Source organism: Caulobacter sp. GW821-FHT09A05, assembly GCF_059418465.1.
The window spans coordinates 3,363-21,067 of the sequence record NZ_JBWKPX010000018.1; the positions used below are offsets into that span (position 1 = coordinate 3,363).

20 protein-coding genes, 4 tRNA genes and 2 pseudogenes are annotated in these 17,705 nt (G+C 66.8%); 16 read left to right on the forward strand and 10 right to left on the reverse strand.

All coding sequences use genetic code 11. The features are described from left to right. The 8 genes from AC07NX_RS16975 (at position 1) to AC07NX_RS17010 (ending at position 2,502) form a co-directional block, all read left to right on the forward strand. Positions 1–75 (forward strand) — tRNA-Glu (locus AC07NX_RS16975). A 54-nt stretch (positions 76–129) separates the two neighbouring features. After that, positions 130–204 (forward strand) — tRNA-Glu (locus tag AC07NX_RS16980). A gap of 173 nt (positions 205–377) precedes the next feature. After that, entirely contained in the window at positions 378–983 is a 606-nt protein-coding gene (cspD, locus tag AC07NX_RS16985) for a stationary phase survival cold shock domain protein CspD (RefSeq protein ID WP_494643368.1), read from the forward strand. A gap of 88 nt (positions 984–1,071) precedes the next feature. Beyond that, positions 1,072–1,581 (forward strand): DUF192 domain-containing protein, encoded by a 510-nt coding sequence (locus tag AC07NX_RS16990; protein ID WP_494643503.1) that lies wholly within the window; start codon positions 1,072–1,074, stop codon positions 1,579–1,581. A gap of 60 nt (positions 1,582–1,641) precedes the next feature. Then, positions 1,642–1,718, forward strand: a tRNA-Pro gene (locus tag AC07NX_RS16995). Between the two features lie 44 nt (positions 1,719–1,762). Beyond that, complete coding sequence (locus AC07NX_RS17000) at positions 1,763–2,068, forward strand: ETC complex I subunit (protein WP_035079271.1); 306 nt, start codon at positions 1,763–1,765, stop codon at positions 2,066–2,068. Positions 2,069–2,101: 33 nt separating this feature from the next. Further along, positions 2,102–2,178 (forward strand) — tRNA-Arg (locus tag AC07NX_RS17005). A 36-nt stretch (positions 2,179–2,214) separates the two neighbouring features. Further along, a complete protein-coding gene (locus AC07NX_RS17010) occupies positions 2,215–2,502 on the forward strand; it encodes a hypothetical protein (RefSeq protein ID WP_494643370.1) in 288 nt (95 codons plus the stop codon). A gap of 204 nt (positions 2,503–2,706) precedes the next feature. Here AC07NX_RS17010 and AC07NX_RS17015 read toward each other — a convergent pair. Next, positions 2,707–3,807 (reverse strand): annotated as a pseudogene (locus AC07NX_RS17015) (recombinase family protein); the annotation flags it as partial. Positions 3,808–4,205: 398 nt separating this feature from the next. Here AC07NX_RS17015 and AC07NX_RS17020 point away from each other — a divergent pair. The 4 genes from AC07NX_RS17020 (at position 4,206) to AC07NX_RS17035 (ending at position 8,476) form a co-directional block, all read left to right on the forward strand. Continuing rightward, positions 4,206–4,580, forward strand: a complete 375-nt coding sequence (locus AC07NX_RS17020; RefSeq protein ID WP_494643372.1) for an MmcQ/YjbR family DNA-binding protein — start codon at positions 4,206–4,208, stop codon at positions 4,578–4,580. Positions 4,581–5,187: 607 nt separating this feature from the next. Beyond that, positions 5,188–6,684: a recombinase family protein gene (locus AC07NX_RS17025; protein ID WP_494643373.1), complete on the forward strand. Its 1,497-nt coding sequence runs from the start codon at positions 5,188–5,190 to the stop codon at positions 6,682–6,684. Continuing rightward, positions 6,681–7,562 (forward strand): plasmid partitioning protein RepB C-terminal domain-containing protein, encoded by an 882-nt coding sequence (locus tag AC07NX_RS17030; protein ID WP_494643375.1) that lies wholly within the window; start codon positions 6,681–6,683, stop codon positions 7,560–7,562. Before AC07NX_RS17025 ends, AC07NX_RS17030 begins: the two co-directional genes overlap by 4 nt. A gap of 2 nt (positions 7,563–7,564) precedes the next feature. Further along, complete coding sequence (locus tag AC07NX_RS17035; RefSeq protein ID WP_494643377.1) at positions 7,565–8,476, forward strand: plasmid partitioning protein RepB C-terminal domain-containing protein; 912 nt, start codon at positions 7,565–7,567, stop codon at positions 8,474–8,476. An 85-nt stretch (positions 8,477–8,561) separates the two neighbouring features. On the opposite strand, the gene AC07NX_RS17040 is transcribed toward AC07NX_RS17035, so the two are convergent. Both AC07NX_RS17040 and AC07NX_RS17045 read right to left on the reverse strand, forming a co-directional pair. Continuing rightward, positions 8,562–9,902: a pentapeptide repeat-containing protein gene (locus AC07NX_RS17040; protein WP_494643379.1), complete on the reverse strand. Its 1,341-nt coding sequence runs from the start codon at positions 9,900–9,902 to the stop codon at positions 8,562–8,564. Further along, positions 9,899–11,755, reverse strand: coding sequence for a glycosyltransferase (locus AC07NX_RS17045; RefSeq protein WP_494643381.1), 1,857 nt, complete (start codon positions 11,753–11,755; stop codon positions 9,899–9,901). Before AC07NX_RS17045 ends, AC07NX_RS17040 begins: the two co-directional genes overlap by 4 nt. A 411-nt stretch (positions 11,756–12,166) precedes the next feature. On the opposite strand from AC07NX_RS17045, the gene AC07NX_RS17050 reads away from it, so the two are divergent. Further along, on the forward strand, positions 12,167–12,514 hold the full coding sequence (locus AC07NX_RS17050; protein WP_494643383.1) for a DUF3768 domain-containing protein: 348 nt from the start codon (positions 12,167–12,169) through the stop codon (positions 12,512–12,514). A 76-nt stretch (positions 12,515–12,590) separates the two neighbouring features. Continuing rightward, positions 12,591–12,845, forward strand: a complete 255-nt coding sequence (locus AC07NX_RS17055) for a hypothetical protein (protein WP_494643385.1) — start codon at positions 12,591–12,593, stop codon at positions 12,843–12,845. 28 nt (positions 12,846–12,873) lie between these two features. Here the strand turns inward: AC07NX_RS17055 and AC07NX_RS17060 are convergent, their stop codons facing one another. The 5 genes and pseudogenes from AC07NX_RS17060 to AC07NX_RS17080 form a co-directional block, all read right to left on the reverse strand. Then, positions 12,874–12,999 (reverse strand): hypothetical protein, encoded by a 126-nt coding sequence (locus AC07NX_RS17060; protein ID WP_269141710.1) that lies wholly within the window; start codon positions 12,997–12,999, stop codon positions 12,874–12,876. A 10-nt stretch (positions 13,000–13,009) separates the two neighbouring features. Then, a pseudogene (locus AC07NX_RS17065) lies at positions 13,010–13,288 on the reverse strand (DinB/UmuC family translesion DNA polymerase); the annotation flags it as partial. Between the two features lie 18 nt (positions 13,289–13,306). After that, positions 13,307–14,137, reverse strand: coding sequence for a DNA polymerase IV (gene dinB / locus AC07NX_RS17070; RefSeq protein ID WP_494643386.1), 831 nt, complete (start codon positions 14,135–14,137; stop codon positions 13,307–13,309). A 56-nt stretch (positions 14,138–14,193) separates the two neighbouring features. Then, entirely contained in the window at positions 14,194–14,724 is a 531-nt protein-coding gene (locus AC07NX_RS17075; RefSeq protein WP_494643387.1) for an alpha-ketoglutarate-dependent dioxygenase AlkB, read from the reverse strand. A 50-nt stretch (positions 14,725–14,774) separates the two neighbouring features. Next, positions 14,775–15,104, reverse strand: coding sequence for a hypothetical protein (locus AC07NX_RS17080; protein ID WP_494643388.1), 330 nt, complete (start codon positions 15,102–15,104; stop codon positions 14,775–14,777). Positions 15,105–15,235: 131 nt separating this feature from the next. Here AC07NX_RS17080 and AC07NX_RS17085 point away from each other — a divergent pair, with 131 nt between their 5' ends. After that, on the forward strand, positions 15,236–16,132 hold the full coding sequence (locus AC07NX_RS17085) for a 3'-5' exonuclease (RefSeq protein ID WP_494643390.1): 897 nt from the start codon (positions 15,236–15,238) through the stop codon (positions 16,130–16,132). Continuing rightward, entirely contained in the window at positions 16,126–16,770 is a 645-nt protein-coding gene (locus AC07NX_RS17090) for a GIY-YIG nuclease family protein (RefSeq protein WP_494643392.1), read from the forward strand. The genes AC07NX_RS17085 and AC07NX_RS17090 overlap by 7 nt, the downstream gene beginning before the upstream one ends. Positions 16,771–16,795: 25 nt before the next feature. Here the strand turns inward: AC07NX_RS17090 and AC07NX_RS17095 are convergent, their stop codons facing one another. Then, positions 16,796–16,984: a hypothetical protein gene (locus tag AC07NX_RS17095; RefSeq protein ID WP_163230752.1), complete on the reverse strand. Its 189-nt coding sequence runs from the start codon at positions 16,982–16,984 to the stop codon at positions 16,796–16,798. A gap of 89 nt (positions 16,985–17,073) precedes the next feature. After that, positions 17,074–17,505 (reverse strand): thermonuclease family protein, encoded by a 432-nt coding sequence (locus AC07NX_RS17100; RefSeq protein ID WP_494643393.1) that lies wholly within the window; start codon positions 17,503–17,505, stop codon positions 17,074–17,076. Between the last annotated feature and the right edge of the window lie 200 nt (positions 17,506–17,705).

The window sequence follows — 17,705 nt, forward strand, 5'->3', positions numbered from 1 at the left end:
GGTCCCTTCGTCTATCGGTTAGGACGCCAGATTTTCATTCTGGAGAGAGGGGTTCGACTCCCCTAGGGACTACCACCGCGAAGCGTACTTGGACTTTACATGCGAATACCCGCCTAATGCAGGCGCCGTGGTCCCTTCGTCTATCGGTTAGGACGCCAGATTTTCATTCTGGAGAGAGGGGTTCGACTCCCCTAGGGACTACCACCCACCACGGACATTTCAGGTTTATGTCGGTCTAGACGCTGCGACGAAATGTCGCGCGGGGGTTTCGGCCGTCCCATGACGTCAATTGGTTATTGACGGCTCTCGCCTCGCGAGAACAGTGTTATTCTGTGGTGCTCGCCCCCTGGGCTGTCTGGGCGAGCCAGAGGGGCGGAATGTCTGGTTTCGATTTCGAGGACTCGGGATCGCATGAGGAATTCGTGCGTATCAGCGGTCGCGTAAAGTGGTTTGATACCGGCAAGGGGTACGGCTTCATCGTCCCCGACGATCCAGGCCAGACGGGCCTGAAGGACGTGCTGCTGCACGTCACCTCCCTGCGCAACTGCGGCCGGGAGACGGCCCTGGAGGGGGCGATCATCGTCTGCGACGTGGTCAAGCGCCCCAAGGGCTGGCAGGTGTCCGAGGTCGTGAACCTGGACGAAAGCGCCGCCAGCGTCCCCATGGAGCGGCCCAAGCGCACGTTCGGCGACGGCGGCATGGGCCTGCGCCGTGATCACGGCTTCCGGTCGGGAATTGACAGCGGCCGCCAGACGCTGGAGCCCGTGGGGCCGGCCGAGCGGGCGAAGGTCAAGTGGTTCAACCGCACCAAGGGCTACGGCTTCGTCGTTCGCGACGGCCAACCGGGCGACATCTTCGTGCATATCGAGACCCTGCGTCGCGGCGGACTGGAAGACCTGCAGCCGGGCGACGACGTGATGGTGCGTTTCGCCGAAGGGCCCAAGGGTCTGGTCGTCGCCGAGATCGCGCCCGGCGAGGAGTAGCGCCGGAGGAATGGCCTTCGCCATCGCGACCTCGTAGGATCGCGGCGTCGCGGGACGCGGCGAGGATGGCGAGGCGCGTGTGACCTTGATGATGACGATCGGACGGCGCGTCCTGGCGCTTGTCGCCATGGCCCTGGTCTCGAGCGCCCTGATCGCGCCGCCGGCCCAGGCCTGGCAGGCCAGGCCTGGGCCGGCGGCGACCGCCACGCCCTCGGCCAAGCTCGACACCGTCGAGATCCTGACCAGCCGGGGACGGGTCAAGTTCACGGTCGAACTGGCCGTGACCAAGGCCGAGCAGGCGCGGGGCCTGATGTTCCGCAAGTCGCTGGCCCCCGACCGCGGCATGCTGTTTCCCTACAACCCGCCTCAGCGGGCCGCGTTCTGGATGAAGAACACCCTGATCCCGCTGGACATCCTCTACATCGGCCCCGACGGCCGGGTGCTGTCGATCGCCCGCAACGCCGTGCCGCACGACGAGACGCCGATCCCCTCGGGCGGCGTCGTCCGCGGCGTGCTGGAGATCCCCGGCGGCCGCGCCGCCCAGCTGGGCATCCTGCCGGGCGACCGGGTGCTCAACAAAATCTTCTTGAAGGGCTGAAGCGCGCCCGTTCCATTTGCTCCCGGCGACGAAGCCCTGTAGAGCAGCCGCTCGGTGTTTCGGAGCGTAGCGCAGCCTGGTAGCGCATCTGGTTTGGGACCAGAGGGTCGCAGGTTCAAATCCTGCCGCTCCGACCACCTAGACCCCCGTTCGGGGCGACGATCGACCTGGAGAGGCTTTCATGCTCGCGCGCATCTACCGCCCCGCCAAGACCGCCATGCAGTCCGGCAAGGCCAAGACCAAGGACTGGGTGCTGGAGTTCGAACCGGCCTCGGCCAGACGTTCCGACCCGCTGATGGGCTGGACCCAGTCGAGCGACATGAACGGCCAGGTGCGCCTGAACTTCGAAACCCGCGACGAGGCCGTGGCCTACGCCCAGCGTCACGAGATCTCGTTCCAGCTGTTCGAGCCCAAGACGCCCAAGCGGATCATCAAGGCCTACGCCGACAACTTCGCCGCCGGCCGCAAGCAGCCCTGGACCCACTAGGACTTCCGTCTCAAAATTCTCCTCCTGGAGTCCGCGCCCTTAGCTCAGCTGGATAGAGCACTCGCCTTCTAAGCGAGCGGTCGCTGGTTCGAATCCAGCAGGGCGCGCCACCCCGGTACAACTCTGGGCACCGAAAGGGCCGCCCCTTGTACCCCATTGTTCGCCGCGACGGTGCGCGCGAGCTCCCAATCGTTCCCAAGCACCCTGACATCGTTCGCCGCGTGGACCTCGACGCGCTTGGCCACCGCGCGAAGCAGGTCGCGGCGGTAGGTGCCGTCTTCGTTGCGCAGCATCTCCCGGGTCGCCTGGGCGAACCGGATCATGATCTCCGGGCTGATCGCCGGCCCGAGATTGTCGATCGCCGAGGCCGCGCGGGCCGCATCTTCCTCCGCAGCGTCGCGCTTGGTGCGCAGTTCCTTGATCCGATCCTTTAGAGACCGATCGCTCGGATCGGTCAGGCCGTCCTCGATGGCGATGTAGACGCGCTGCAGCTTGGCCTCGGCTTCGGTGGCGATCTTCCTGAGATCGGCAAGATGGGCGCGCCGGCGTTCCAGCCATTGGTCGCGGTGATCCAGGATGTTGCCGACGAGGGCGGCTAGGCGCACGGGGTCGAGGATCCGGATTTCCAGGAGATTGGCTACCGCGTCGTCGAGGCGATCCATCTGGACGCTGATGCCGCCGCAGCCAGTCTTGCCCGCGCGGGCCAGGGTCGAGCAGGTATAGTATCGATATTTGCCGCTCTTGCCGGTCCGCAGCGTCATGGCCCGGCCGCACAGTCCACAAAAGCAGATGCCGCCGAGCATGGTTGGGCCGCCGGTAAAGCTGGGGCTCATGGCGCGAGGATTGCGCTGGGACATCATGCGCTGGACGGCGTCGAACTCCTCGGCGGAGACGATCGCCGGGCAATCCATGATCACCTGGTCGGCCTCCTCCTTGGCTTCCCCCGTCTTGAAGTGGCGGGAATTGAAGGGATGTTTGCCGATGTAGGTCGTGCGGGTCAGGGTCTGGTGGACGCTGGAGACGCCCCAGCGCCCGCCGTCGCGGGTGAACAGGCCGCGTTCATTGAGATGCACGGCGATCGACTTGACCCCAAGCGGGCCCGAGGACTCGTGACCATAGAGCGCCAGGCGATAGATCAGGCGGACCTTCTCGGCCTGGATGGGGTCGATCTCGAGCTTCTTCTTGTTTTTCGCGCCGCGCTGTTCGGCGACATAGGTGCGGTAGCCCAGGGGCGGCCGGGCGCCGTTCCAGAAGCCCTGGCGGGCGTTCTCCTTCATGGCCCGCAGGGTGTGCTTGGCGTTCTCCTTGGACTGGTATTCGTCGAACAGGGTCATGATCTGGCGCATCATCAGGCCCATCGGATCCTCGCCCAGTTCTTGGGTGATGGAGACGATCCGCACACCGCTCCTGGCCAGCCGGCGAGCGTAGAATTCGAACTGGAACTGGTCGCGGAAGAACCGCGAGAAGGAATGGACCAGGATGATCTCGTAGGGCGTCGGCTTGGCCGTCGCCGCGTCGATCATCGCCTGGAAGGCGGGGCGACGGTCGTCCGTGGCGGAATTGCCGGGCTCGACGAACTCGGCCGCGACCGGCCACCCCTTGTTGGCGCAGTAGGCCTGAAGCTGGCGTCGCTGATCGGGGATGGAAAGATCGCCCTCGGCCTGGCGGCCGGTCGAAACGCGAAGATAAAGCGCCGCCCTGGGCGTTTCGCGCGGGCTGGGCTTGGGCTTGCGGGCCATGTCGGTCTCCCAGGATTAGGGGAGGGGCCCGAACAATTCGGCCAGGACCCGCTCCAGGTGGGCCTCGGTGACCTGGACCTCGCGATCGGTGATGGGCACGACAGCGGGCCAGTCGTCCGTGACTACGATGGAGACGAACGCCGCGGCCTTGGTTGGTAGTGGCTCGGGAGAATTATTTTTCAGATAGTCGAAGAGATCGTCGGGATAGCGCCATGAGCGGCGAGCGGGGCGCGTGCGGCGGGGCATGGCCGTGATGGTTGAACGCGGCGGGCCGCATAGGCAAGGCGCCTGCCCGGCGCGGCGTGCCGCAGGGTGGAAAGGCAGGGAATAAGCGGGTTTCGCACGGTCTGTCGGAAGTGTTGGAAGGCTTCCGCTAGAGCGCGCGACTCATGATCCTCATGAGCATCTCCCGAGCGCGCTGGGCGCGCCGCCGCATGATCCTGATGATGACGCCTGAAACCTTCCGCGCCCTCGCCTTGAGCTTTCCCCGCGCCCAGGAACGACCGATCCTGGGATCGCAGGAGTTCCGCATCAAGGACAAGGTGTTCGCCACCTTGGGATGGCCTGAAGCTGGCTGGGCGGTGGTGAAACTGACGCCGGCCGAGCAGGCCCGCCTGATGAAGGCGTGCGAAGGCCTGTCCCCGGAGCCGGGCGGGCGCGGCAAGCGCGGCGTGACCCGCGTGCGCCTGGCCAGTGTCGATGAAGAGCGGCTGGAGCCGGTGCTGGAGGCGGCCTGGCGTCAAGCCGGCGGTCCCTCGGCGGCCTACGCCTAGAACGAACGGCGCCCGTGCCGGGGGAGAGGCACGGGCGGCGCGCTTTCGCTTTTTGGACGCTGAGGCCGGCCGGGGGGAAGGGAGCCGGGTTGTCCGCGTCGAGGAAGAGATTGGGCGGCGAACGGGGCTTTGCAACGGCGCGACCAAGGTGATTTCGCGGTCGGATCGTTTCAGGCGCGTGACCCTGTTTCCAGAGTCCAGATCTCCGTTCGAACCATGGCCAGGGGTTCCCGCCGGGCGCTTTCGCGCCCGGCTCCACCCGATCGGGTGAGCGGCCGGCGGTCACGCTCGGTCCCGCGGCTTTCGCCGCTCCTACGGGCGTGACGCCTGGCGGGCGCCTTTGGGGCGCCGCCGGCCGCTCGACGCCGCCTCCCGCCACGCGCTTCGCGCGGGCTCCTGTGCAGGCTTCATTCTTGTTGGTGGCCGCTGACGCGGCCCAAGAGGTTTTGTCTGGCCGCTCCGCGGCCGGGGCTTAGGGCTCCGCCCTCGGCGCACTTCGGATCGGCTTCCGCCCAGCTTCGGTCGTGGCCAGGAGAGCCAGGCGGGAAGGGAGGTCACGCCCTGCAGCCGGGTCCCCGCGAAGCCGCCCCTCCGTTTGCACACCCGGATGAGCACCGAACATCAGAAGTATTCGACGGAGAACCAGGCCCAGATCATCGAGCGCTATGCCGAGACCCGAGGCTTCGAGATCGTCAAGACCTATGCCGACGAAGGCAAGAGCGGCCTGCGGCTTGATGGCCGTGAGGCGCTCCAACGGCTGATCGCCGACGTCCAGGCCGGTCGCGCCGACTTCTCCGCCATCCTCGTCTATGACGTCAGCCGCTGGGGACGGTTCCAGGACGCCGATGAGGGCGCCTATTACGAATTTCTCTGCCGCGAGGCGGGGATCACCATCCACTACTGCGCCGAGCAGTTCGAGAACGACGGCAGCCTCAGCGCCACGATCATCAAGAGCATGAAGCGAGCCATGGCCGGCGAGTACAGCCGCGAGCTGTCGGTGAAGGTCTTCACCGGCCAGTGCCGACTGATCAATCTCGGTTTCCGTCAGGGCGGCCCCGCCGGCTTTGGTTTGCGCCGACAACTGGTCGATGAGCACCGCCGACCCAAGGCGCTGCTGGATCGCGGCGAGCACAAGAGCCTGCAGACCGATCGGGTCGTGCTCGTTCCCGGTCCGGCCGAGGAGATCGAGGTCGTCCAGCGCATCTACCGGATGTTCGTGCTGCACCGTCGGTCCGAGCGCGAGATCGCTCTGCTGCTGAACGGGGAGGGCGTCCTGACCGATCTTGAACGGCCCTGGACACGCGGCACCGTCCATCAGGTCCTGACCAACGAAAAATATGTCGGCAACAACGTCTATAACCGCGTCTCCTTCAAGCTGAAGAAGCGGCGGGTGGTCAACGAGCCGGAGCAATGGATCCGGGCCGAGGCCGCGTTCGAGGGCATCGTCGATCCGGATTTCTTCATCGCGGCTCGCCGGATCATCGAGGAGCGCAGCCGCCGGTTCACCGACGCCGAGCTTCTGGAACGTCTGACCGGGCTGCTGGCGCAGCGGGGGTGCCTTTCGGGCCTGATCATTGACGAACTGGAGGACATGCCGTCCAGTTCGACCTATCGCCACCGCTTCGGCAGTCTGGTCCGCGCCTATCAGATGGTCGGCTACGCCACGAGCCGCGACTATCGCTACCTGGAGACCAACCGGGCCCTGCGCCTGCTGCATCCGCAGGTCGTCGAGCGGACCATCGCCAGCATCGAGGCGCTCGGGGCCAGCGTCCGCGTCGATCCCGTCACCGATCTGCTGACCATCAACGAGGAGTTTTCGGCCTCCCTGGCCATCGTGCGTTGCGCCCGCACCGCAGCGGGCCATTCGCGATGGAAGATCCGTCTCGACACCAGCCTCAAGCCCGACATCACCATCGTCGCGCGCATGGATGGCGAGAACGCCGCCGTCCAGGACTACTACCTGCTGCCGTGGATCGATCTGGGCGCGGCGGCCAAGTTGCGGCTCAGCGAGGAGAACGGCGTCTTCCTCGACGCCTATCGCTTCGACGACCTCGATCCCTTCTTTGACCTGACGCGGCGCGCCAGCCTGAGGAGCGCGGCATGAGCGACCACGCCCCCGAAATCCAGTCGATCGCCATCGCCGACATCACCATTCTCAATCCGCGCTCGCGCAACAAGCGGGTGTTCCAGGAACTGGTGACCAGCATCGCCAATCTGGGCCTGAAGAAGCCGATCACCGTCAGCCGGCGGCCGGATGACTCGGGCTATGACCTGATCTGCGGTCAGGGCCGGCTGGAAGCCTTCCTGGCGCTGGGTCAGTCGCAAATCCCGGCCATCGTCGTGGAGGCCTCGCAGGAGGATTGCTTCGTGATGAGCCTAGTCGAGAACCTCGCCCGGCGTCAGCACACCCCGCTGGAACTGGTTCGTGAGATCGGCGCCCTCAAGGAGCGCGGCTATTCGACGGCGGAGATCGCCCGCAAGACCGACTTCAGCCCCGAATACATCTGGGCCATCTGTTTCCTGCTGGAAAACGGCGAGGAGCGGCTGATCAACGCCGTCGAACGGGGCCTGATCCCGCACAGCGTCGCCATGGAGATCGCCAAGGCTGGCGACGCCGAGGTGCAGGGCGCCTTGACCGAGGCCTATGAGAACAAGGCGCTGCCGGGCAATCAGGTATTGGCGATCCGCCGGATCATCGAGCAGCGCAAGACCAGCGGTAAGGCCGGCCACAGCGGCTCGCGCGGCGGCGGCCTGCGGGTGCGGGTGACGGCCGACTCCCTGGTCCGCGCCTATCGCAAGGAAACCGATCGCCAGAAGCTCCTGGTCAAGAAGGCGGCCCTGGCCCAGAGCCGGCTGCTGTTCGTGGTCAACGGCCTGCGCCGCCTGCTTGGCGACGAGCATTTCGTCACGCTGCTGCGCGCCGAGGCGATGCACACCCTGCCCAAACCGCTGGCCGAGCGGCTCGGCGTGGCCGGAGCCTGACGGTGGACGAGGTCAAGGTCGCCTTCGAGCGGGATCTGCTCACCGTTCCGCTCGATGAAATCCTGCCGATGCGCAAGCTCGCCGACAAGGTCAGGGCGTCGGTCAAGTATCGCCGCATCGCCCAGTCGGTCGCCGAGGTCGGCGTCATCGAACCGCTGGTCGTTGTCCGCTCGCCAGGCGGCGGGCCCTACATGCTGCTCGACGGGCATGTTCGCCACGCCATCCTGCGCGACCTCGGCGAACGGCAAACCCGGTGCCTGCTGGCGGCTGATGACGAGGCCTTCACCTACAACAAGCGTGTCAACCGCCTGGCGACCATCCAGGAGCACTACATGATCGTCAGGGCGCTGGAGCGCGGGGTCTCCGAGGAGAAGTTGGCGCGGGCGTTGGACGTCGACGTCCGGTCCATCAAGCGCCGTCGGAACCTTCTCGACGGTGTCGCGCCCGAGGTGATCGAACTCCTCAAGGACCGGTCGGTCAATCCAGTCACCTTCGAAGTGTTGCGCAAGATGAAGGCGATGCGCCAGATCGAGGTCGCCGAACTGATGATCTCGGCCGGGAACTTCACCTCCGCCTATGCCAAGGCCCTGTTGGCCGCGACACGGCAGCTCGATCTCGTGAACCCGGACAAGCCCAAGAAGATCGGCGGCATGACCTCCGAGCAGATGGCGCGGATGGAGCGGGAGATGTCGTCCCTGACCCAGGACTTCAAAGCGCTCGAGGCCTCCTACGGCGATGACGTGCTGCATCTGGTAATCGCGTCGGGCTATCTGGCCAGGCTGGTCAATAACGAGGAGATCGAGCGCTATTTGCGCTCGCGACACCCAGAAATTTTGGACGAGTTCCGGGCGATCATCTCGGCGGCGTCGCTGGACCGGTCGGTGGCGGCGAGCATGGACGGGCCCGAGGGCTGACGCGCTGGCCGTGAGATTCTTGCGATAGGCCGCGAGCGAAGCGCGCGCCCGTAGATCGTCGCCTGCTGGCGCGCGCGGCTCGGTCCTATCGTCTCGTGGATCTCACGGCCGCGCCGGCGTAGTCGAATATTCTGAGGGGATCGGCGCCGCCATGCCGCGGTCCCGCCAATTCCCAAAGATGCCGAGTGCGACCGCTCGCGGTTTTGACGAGCACTGCGATGGCGCGCAGCTCGGCATAGGACTCGCTTTCGAGCGCGTGAGTGGTGCAGCACAGGACGAACGGCTCGCTCTGCTCACCGAGCAGGTACTCGGCCTCCTCGCGTGAATTGGCGGTGACGGCCACATCGTGCGGGGTATCGGGGCCGGCGACCATGCCACGCTCGCCGTAGAGTCTGTTGAGTTCGTCAGCGGCGTCCTCGGCCTGGGCCCGGGACGCGCAAAGGACGAGCGACTTCTCCAGGAGCAGTTCCGCGTCGTCGAGGCGATCCATGAAGTCCCGCATCGCTCGCCTGGTGATGGACTTGCCTTGGGGCGCGGGCGAACCGGGGGATCCTGAGACGACGGCGCGAAGATCCGTGATCCTCTGTGGCGGGAGGAAACCGGCGGTGCGAGCGCCCTCGATGTCGAACTCGAAGATGTCATTGTTCGCGAAGTGGCTCGCCAGGGGCGAGCCGATGTCACCATCACCGACGAGGAAGGCGACCTGGTTGAGCATGGAGGTCTTCTCGAGGATGTCCCTCACGATCTGGGGTTTGGTCTGATTGGCCGCCATGCAGATGAGATGGGTGAAGGCGCCGCCCTTGAGCGGCCCGTGAGGAAAGCTGTCGGAATCTCTGAGGAACCGCAGGCACGAGCCGTAGTCAGCCACATAGGTTCTGGCCGCCGGAGCGCCGGGCGAGAGGTTGGTCAGCAGGTCGACCGATTCGACATCGCTCTTTCTGAGACGCTCGAACGTTTGTTGAGCCATCGATTTAGACGGCGTCAGCACCAAAGCCATCGTCCCGGTGGCGTTGACGACGAACTCGTAAAGCAGCTCGGTCACGACCCTGGAAATCCCCACACCCTGGGGCGCGGTTACCAGCGCGCGGTCATGTTGCTGACGTAGATGCTCGATGATGGTGCTGGTGATCTCCACCTGCAGGTCGGTAAGGTTGGAGGAGGGCGGAAGCTTGGCGCCGGCCAGCAAGGCCCCCCGCAGGCCGCCCATCGTCACCCGCGCCCGCGACAGGTTGGCCCCGCGCAGATCGGCGCCTTCGAAATTGTAGCGCCGAAGGTCCGCCGTCCCGAAATCGACCTCCGCCAAGTCCGCGCCCTTGAAGTCACGCGCGGGATCGAGGCGCGCGATGTGCACGAGACTCTGGAAATCACGCGCCTCGCTGTCGCGAAGCCGGCGCCAGACGCGCAGTTGCTGTTCGTCCAGCCTCATTCGTCGTCGACCGTCAGATGGAGGGCCGCCGTGCTCAGCACGATCTCTGGCTCCTCGCCCCCGGGCAGGCACTTGGTCAGGAAGAGGTTCATGATCTTCTTCTTCGCCGGGTTCAGTCCGGGCAAGCGCCTGTCGTACTGAAAGCTGATATCCCGGCGGTGACAGGTGATGGAAAAGTTCGCGACGGCCTGGCTATCATTCATACCGATGGCGCAGAGCCGCTCGTCGCCAAGCGGGCGTGGCGCCAACAGATTGTTCACCAGCGGCCCCTCGATCCGCCATCGGCTTGGCGGCTCGGAGATGATGTTCGGCGACGCGGAGGGCCGGTCACCAAGCCTCTCGCCGGGAAGGATTTCGCAGCCTTCAAGCGACAAGGCCAGATCGGCGCGCTTCAGGGCGCATGTGACCTCCAAGCCGTCCAGTCTCATCACGTGGCGCCCGAACCGCACCTCCGGCACGAGGTCGTACGAAAGCGAATGGCCGCCCTGGGTCTGCGTAAGGGATATATGGGCGCACCTGGGAAGCGGATTGGTGACGACCTGGCTGACCGTCACCGGACGATGTGGCGCGGTTGAGCGAGGTTGCGTGACGCGGGCGCGGGGACGGGAAGGCGAGCGTGTCGCGGGCGGCCCTGAGCTAAGGGTCTGCAGCACCTGACGCGCCGTGTCCGACCAACTGCATCCGATCCTCTCCCGCAACAGATCGCGTAGCCGGATCGCGTCGTCCTTGGCCCCGCGAATATCTCTGGCGATGTCACCGATCGCCTCCGCGACAGCCCTTTGGTCCTCGGCGTTGACGAAGGGTTCGATCCGCGATCCTTGGATGTCGATGGTCTTGATGCAGCCCAGCGCGGCGCCTCTCAGCTCCTGCTTGAGGAGGCGATGGACTCCGCTGTTTTCCGTCAAGATCAGTGGGGTCGCCGCGGCGATCGCTTCCCAGGCCGTTAGGCTGAAGCCCTCGTGCAGCGACAAAACCAAAGCCAAATTGCTGCTGGCGAGGCGTTCCATGATCGCCACAGGATCCGGCGAGAACGCCAGGGGCAGGACGTTGACGACCCGGTTCGCTGCGCTATCCGCCAGTTCCTGGAGCTTTTGGGCCTCATCCTTTTTCTTCGGATCAAGGCCTACAATCGAAAGCGGCGCACCCTTGAACGGACCGTACGCCTTGGCTTCGTAAGCCGTCCGGGCCGCGAGGCCGAAGCCCATCGCCGCCAGGCGACCCTGTTTGATCACGCGGTTGGCGTTATCGAAGCGTCCGAAGGTGACCACCTCGAGCTGGTGATCCGAGGAGGTCTGCGCGGGGGCGTCTTCCAGGCCTGGGATCAATTCGATGACGGAACGACCTTTTCCCAGACGCCGCGCCGACTCTCCCAAAAGAGGACCCACCGAAAAAACCAGGTCGGCGCGAAGCAGCAGGTCGGCCTGCCCACCGCTGAGCGTATCGGTCCGTTGAGGTTCTCCCTTCACGCCGTGGTAGCTGCGGTAGTCCATGTGGTGGATGACGGCCGAACGCGCGCCAAGGAGCGCCGCGGCATCGACGGCGGCGTCGCCGGTGATCGTGTCGTGGCCGATGCAGAGATCGACATGCTCGACACCAAGGGCGTTCAGGCGATCGCGCGCCGCGACGGCCCAGTCGCCATCAACTTCCGTGGTTCCGCTTTCCCCCGAAAGGGGGACAAGCGTGACGCCGGATCGCCGGGCCTGCTCAATCGGGGGCGGCCCAGGATCGGTAATGGCGCAGTAGACATGGCCGTCGCCAAGTTCGCCGGCCAGAGCGATGGCGAGCGACCGATTGAAGGCGTTGATGCCGCCGTGCAGCGGTCCCCAAGCTGTGGCGAACAACAAGACGTTCAACGTGGGTGTCCTCGATCCTCAGGCCATGCCGGGAAGGCGCGCTTGAAGCTTCACCCTACAACGACAGAGGGCAAACTAAAGCGCTTCCCGCCGACCTGTGACGCGGCGGGTTGGGCGGTCGCTGGATCGGTCGGTGGCGGCGAGCGTGGACGGGCCTGAGGGCTGACGCGCTGGCCGTGAGATCCTTACGAGAGGCTTGAGCGCGAAGCGCGCCCCTGCGGCGCGCCGGACGCTGGTCCCTGGCCGGCGGCGCCGGCGCCCGCAAGGCGGCTTGCTTCCTCCGCTTCGCTGCGTGCAGCGCGCCCCGCTTCGCGGCGGGCCTTCGGCCCGGTCTGGCCGGCGCCGGCTTTGCCGGCCGGACCCGCTTGCGTCCGGCGCGCCACAGGGGCGCGCCCGAAAGGAGCGCAAGTCATGTCCGCCGATCCCCAAGCCGCCGACGCCAAGTCCAAGGCCATCGCCGTCCTCAACGACGCCTTCCGCCGCCAGCCGGGTCCGGGCTGGGTAATGACCGCCGGGGTCCAGGCCCTGGGTCTGGCCTTCATCGGCGCGGCGGTGCGGGCCGTGCTGGCCCAGGACTGCTTCGACGCCGAGGACGACCCCTATGGGGAGCACGACTTCGGCGCGGTGACGGTCGAGGGCCGAGCGCTGTTCTGGAAGATCGATTACTACGATCTGGCCCTGGCGTTCGGCTCGCCCGATCCGGCTGATCCTGCGGTGACGCGCCGGGTGCTGACGATCATGCTGGCCGAGGACTACTGAGCGGTTCGGCCCCGCCCTGGCGGGGCCGTGTTCACGCCGGGCCGTGAGGCGATGTTCAGATCACCTCAAGCGTGTATTGTTCTTCCGGGTTGTGGATCCGGGGGCGGCCATGGGCTGGTATGACGACGAGGAAGAGGCTTGGCTGCCGGCGTGGGTGATCCCGCCGATGATGTGGATCGGCTGTCTGCTGGTCGCCGTCCTGCCGGCCGGGGTGATCGTCGGCGGCTGGACCCTGGTGTTCAAGCAGGCGCCGCCGGGTGTCGTGGCGGTCGCCTATGCGGTGTCGCTCGGCCTGATGCTGGCGGCGGTCAAACCCTGGTCGATCCGTTGAGCGCCGCGCGCCGCGTGTCGGATTTCGGCTAGCGCGGCTGGAAGACGACCATCAGGCTAAGGCCGATGACGGCGGCCAGGGCGGCGACCGCCAGCAGGCCCGCCAGGCCGACGGGCGTGAGCAGGCGGGCGGTCGGGCGGCGTCTTGGCGGCATGGTTTGAACCTTAAGCATGATGGGCGGCCTGCATTGTCGGCTGATCGACGCGGGTCGCATCGAAACCCAGCCCCAGTTGCTCGTCCCGAAGGGCAATCTCCTGATCGAAGTTCGACAGGGTGACGCCGACCAGGCGGATGCCCAGGCGTGGCGGATAGACGGAGCGGATCAGGTCCAGGCTCGTCTGGCGCAGCGTCTGGCGGTCGGCGACGGGCGAGGGGAGGGAGCGGCTGCGGGTCGCCTGCTGGAAGTCGGCCCATTTGATCTTGACCGTCACCGTGCGGGCCCGGGCGCCGGTCTTCGCGCACTAGGCCCAGACGTCGTCGGCCATGGCCAGGACGCCGGCCTCGATAGGTTCGGGTTCGGTGTGGTCCTGGTCGAAGGTGGTCTCCGAGCCCGAGGACTTGCGCACCCGGTCCGGATTGACGGCGCGATGGTCCTCGCCGCGCGCGATGGCGTAGTACCACGGCCCCGACTTGCCGAAATGGTGTTGCAGGAAGGTCAGGCTCTGGCGGTGCAGGTCCTCGCCGGTATGGACGCCCAGCCGTTTCATCTTGGCCTCGGTCACGGCGCCCACCCCATGGAACCGGCCGATCGGCAGCGACTGGACGAAGGCCTCGCCCTTGCCTGGCGGCACCACGAACTGGCCGTTGGGCTTTCTCTGGTCCGAGGCGAGCTTGGCCAGGAACTTGTTGTAGGAAATCCCGGCCGAGGCGGTCAGGCCCGTCGTGTCCAGGATGCGCGCCCGGATCTCCAGGGCGGTGTCGGTGGCGGTCGTCAGGCCGCGCCGGTTTTCGGTGACGTCGAGATAGGCCTCGTCCAGCGACAGCGGCTCGATCAGGTCGGTGTAGTCGGCGAAGATCGCGTGGATCTGCCGGGAGACGGCCTTGTAGACCTCGAAGCGCGGCGGCACGAAGATGAGTTCGGGGCACTTGGCCAGGGCGGTTGTCGAGGGCATGGCCGAGCGGACGCCGAACGTCCGGGCCTCGTAACTGGCGGCGGCGACGACGCCGCGCCTGGCCCCATGGCCGACCGCGAGCGGACGCCCTCGAAGGCTGGGATCATCGCGCTGTTCGACCGACGCATAGAAGGCGTCCATGTCGATATGAATGATCTTGCGAATCCCGTCGCCGGCCATGGAAGCGAGTGTAGCGGTATGCGAACCAAAGGGGAACATCCATCGGCGGTTTGGCCTCAGGCGCGAACTGTCCGGAAGGTCACCGAATAGCGCAGGGTCTCGACCGGCGGGATGCTGTGCTGCCAGTCGCTGCGAGAGGACCCGCTCATCAGATAGGCCGAACGCGGCGCGGCCAGGATCGAGGCGCGCTCCCACCTGTCGCCGATCTTGCGGCGCAGGCGGAAGGTGGCGGTCGATAGCAGCGAGACACCGGCGATGGCGACGGCCGGGGGCCGGTCGCGATGCCAGCCGATCCCGGCCCCCGGCGCATATTCGGTGACCAGGGCGTGCCGGAAGGTCTCGCGGGCCAGACCCGTGAACGCCGCGACCCGCTCCAGGAGCGGGACGAGGAAATCGGGCAGGGCCTCACCGGTCTCGACCAAGGCGCCGTCGGCGCCCCGTCGCCAGCCGAACCCGGCGACGCGCCGGTTTCCCAGATAGCCCAGATGTTCGTAGGGCTTGAAGTCCAGGTCCTCGAACCGGCGCGCCAGATCGCCTTCCTCCTCGGCGGTGATCAGGTCGGGCTGGTATCGGAAGCCTGCGGGCATGGCCTTTGGCGGGGAAGGTGGCAGGTCAAAGAGGCTGGGCTGAAGGCTCATCAGGGGACCTTGCGTTTCGCGGTCGACGAGGACGCGGGCGGATCGACCTGACGCACGGCGCGCCAATAGGACCAGGGAACCCCGGCCGTCAGTTCCATCTCGAACCAGGCCGTCTCGCCGGCGAAATCGGGGACGTGTTCGGGCGAGACGAAGGTCACGCGGCTGCGGGAATGGCCATTGGCCCCCGGGAAGGTGAAATAGAGCGTCCGGCTCGAAAGATCGCCCGTTCGCTCGCGCTGGCGGGTCAGCATCTCGATGCAGCGGCGCCAGACGCGAGGCGGCTGGCCGGCGGGCGCGGCGAGGCGCCCACGGCGAGGGGGAGGGGACATGGCGGATTTCCAGAATGTTCTCCAAATGTTCTAAACTATCGACCGGAGTCAATCGACCGGAGCGCGAAACCTCCGCAGGGCGTGCGGCGCGCGGCTGGTCTGGCCCGCGTCAGCGGTGATATGCGGAGGGAATGGCGGAGCAGGACCTGGATCTGGAGGCGATGGCGGCGGCCCTGCGGGCGAGCGGCGAATACCGGGTGTTGCGTCTTCTGGGCCCAAGACCGCGGATTGTCGTTCCCGATGGGATCGCCACCCGCTGGGGCCTGTTCGTCGACGTCGAGACCACGGGGTTGGATCCGCGCCGCGACGAGATCATCGAACTGGCGATGGTCCCCTTCCGCTACGGCCTCGACGGACGGATCTACGAGACCGGCGAACCCTTCCACGGTTTTCGCCAGCCGGCCGAGCCGATCCCTGCGGAAATCACCGCCCTGACCGGCATCGACGACGCCATGGTGGCGGGCAAGTCCATCGATCTAGACGCCGTGACCGCGGCGGCGGCGCCGGCCGCCCTGGTCATTGCCCACAACGCCGCCTTCGACCGGCGCTTCCTGGAGCGGTTCTGCGAGGTGTTCCGCACCAAGCCCTGGGCCTGCTCCATGACCCAGGTCGACTGGAGCGCCGAGGGCCACGAGGGGGTGAAACTCGGCTACCTCGCCGCTGGCGCCGGCTTCTTCTACGACCGCCACCGGGCGGTCAACGACTGCGCGGCGGCCATCGAACTGCTGGCGACCGACCTGCCCAAGAGCGGCGTTCCGGCGCTGGCCAAGCTTCTCGAAACCGCGCGCACGCCCACTTGGCGCATCTGGGCCGAGAACTCGCCGTTCGCGATGAAGGACCTGCTCAAGGCTCGCGGCTATCGCTGGAATGGCGACGATGGCGTGCCGCCGCGCTGCTGGTACATCGACGTGGCCGACGCGCAAAAGGATGAGGAACTGTCGTTTCTCCAGAAGGAGATCTATCGCGGGGAGGTCGACCTGCTCAGCCGGCGGATCGAAGCCTATGACCGGTTCTCGGATCGGTGCTGAACCTGGCGATCTTTCCCGGCATCGGCGCCGGCGCGCGGCTGTGGTCGCGCCAGGAGGTCCTCGCAAGGCCATCCCCCGCGCCGGCGGCGGCAGGTGTCTACGCCTGGTACTTCGATGGCCCTCCAGGCGCGGTCGATCGGAGCGGCTGCCACCGGAACGGCGATCTCTGCCTGCTCTATGTCGGCATCTCGCCCAAGGAGCCGCCGGCCAACGGCCGCGCGCCGTCCCGATCAACCCTGCGCCAGCGGCTGCGCACCCACTATGCGGGCAACGCTGCCGGCTCGACGCTGCGCAAGACGCTGGGCTGCCTGCTCGGCGACACCCTGGGCATCGCCTTGCGGCGCGTCGGATCGGGCGAGCGCTACACGTTCGGCAACGCCGGCGAACAGGTCCTGGATAGCTGGATGGACCAACATGCTTTCGTGACCTGGCAGGAGACCGATCGGCCCTGGCTGCTGGAGCGGAGCATCCTCGCCTCGGGCCTTTCCTTGCCGTTGAACGTCAGGGACAATCCGTGCGAGGCCCACACCCGGCATGTCAAAGCTGTTCGCGCCGAGGCGATGCGGCGCGCCGACATCCTGCCCGTGCTGACCGACAACGGCGGGGCTCGCCGCCCGGGACTCGCCAATCTTTCCTAGCGAAGGCCCCCCGGGGCCGCGAGCGCTAGAGTTCGTGCGGCTGGAAACAGGCCGGGTCCAGGCCCTCGGGCACGCCCCGGACATAGAGGCCTTCGGCATGGTGGCGCGCGAAGTCCTCGACCTCGTAAACCTGGCCGTTGAAAACGCCGAGATGGGGCAGGTCCGCGCCCGTGCGCAGCACCTGTTCTCCGGGCTCGAAGGTCCGCTCGATCATGCTGGGTCTCCCGTCCTCGTCCAGTCTCGCGGTCGATAACGCCTCGGGTCCCGATTGGTCGGCGGGCGTCGCCCTCGCGAATTCGTGGGTCAGGGCGTGACGGGCTGTTTCGGCTGGATGGGCTTGGAGGCGGCCCACGCCCCTCGGCCCTCGGCGCGGGCCTTGGCTTCCGCTGCCGAATAAAGGCCCTTGCTGTAGCGGCGATACTCCGTGGCGAAGCCGGAGCGGATCAGCGCCGCGTTCAGGTCAGGCGACGCGTCCGACCAGCAGCGGCCCACGAACCGGCCGTAGCGGTCCCGGTCGACGAAGCGGCAGCCGACCCGTCCTCGCGTCAGGCGCAGGAGCTCGCCGCGCGCCTCATAGGCCAGCGGTTCGGCCGGCGTCGCGCCGCGACGCACCTCGGGAGCGTCGACACCGAACAGTCGGACGCTTTCAGATCCGCAGCGGAGCGTGTCGCCGTCGTGAATCTTGGGCGCGTTGCAGGCGATGATGGCGGCGGCGAGGAGCAGGGGAGCAGGCATGAGCCTGCTCTATCGTGCTTCGCGTCGGCGGGCAGCGTCTTCGTCCTGCCGGAACAGTGAAACCGGCCTAGGCGTCTCGGCATGCGGATGACCCAGGCACCGGACCTTGCTCAGACAGGTGTCGGCGTTCGAACCGGCCAAGCTACTACAAACCATCAGGTGTCATCATCCAAGCGGGCGCCGTTCAACTTGGCGCCAGT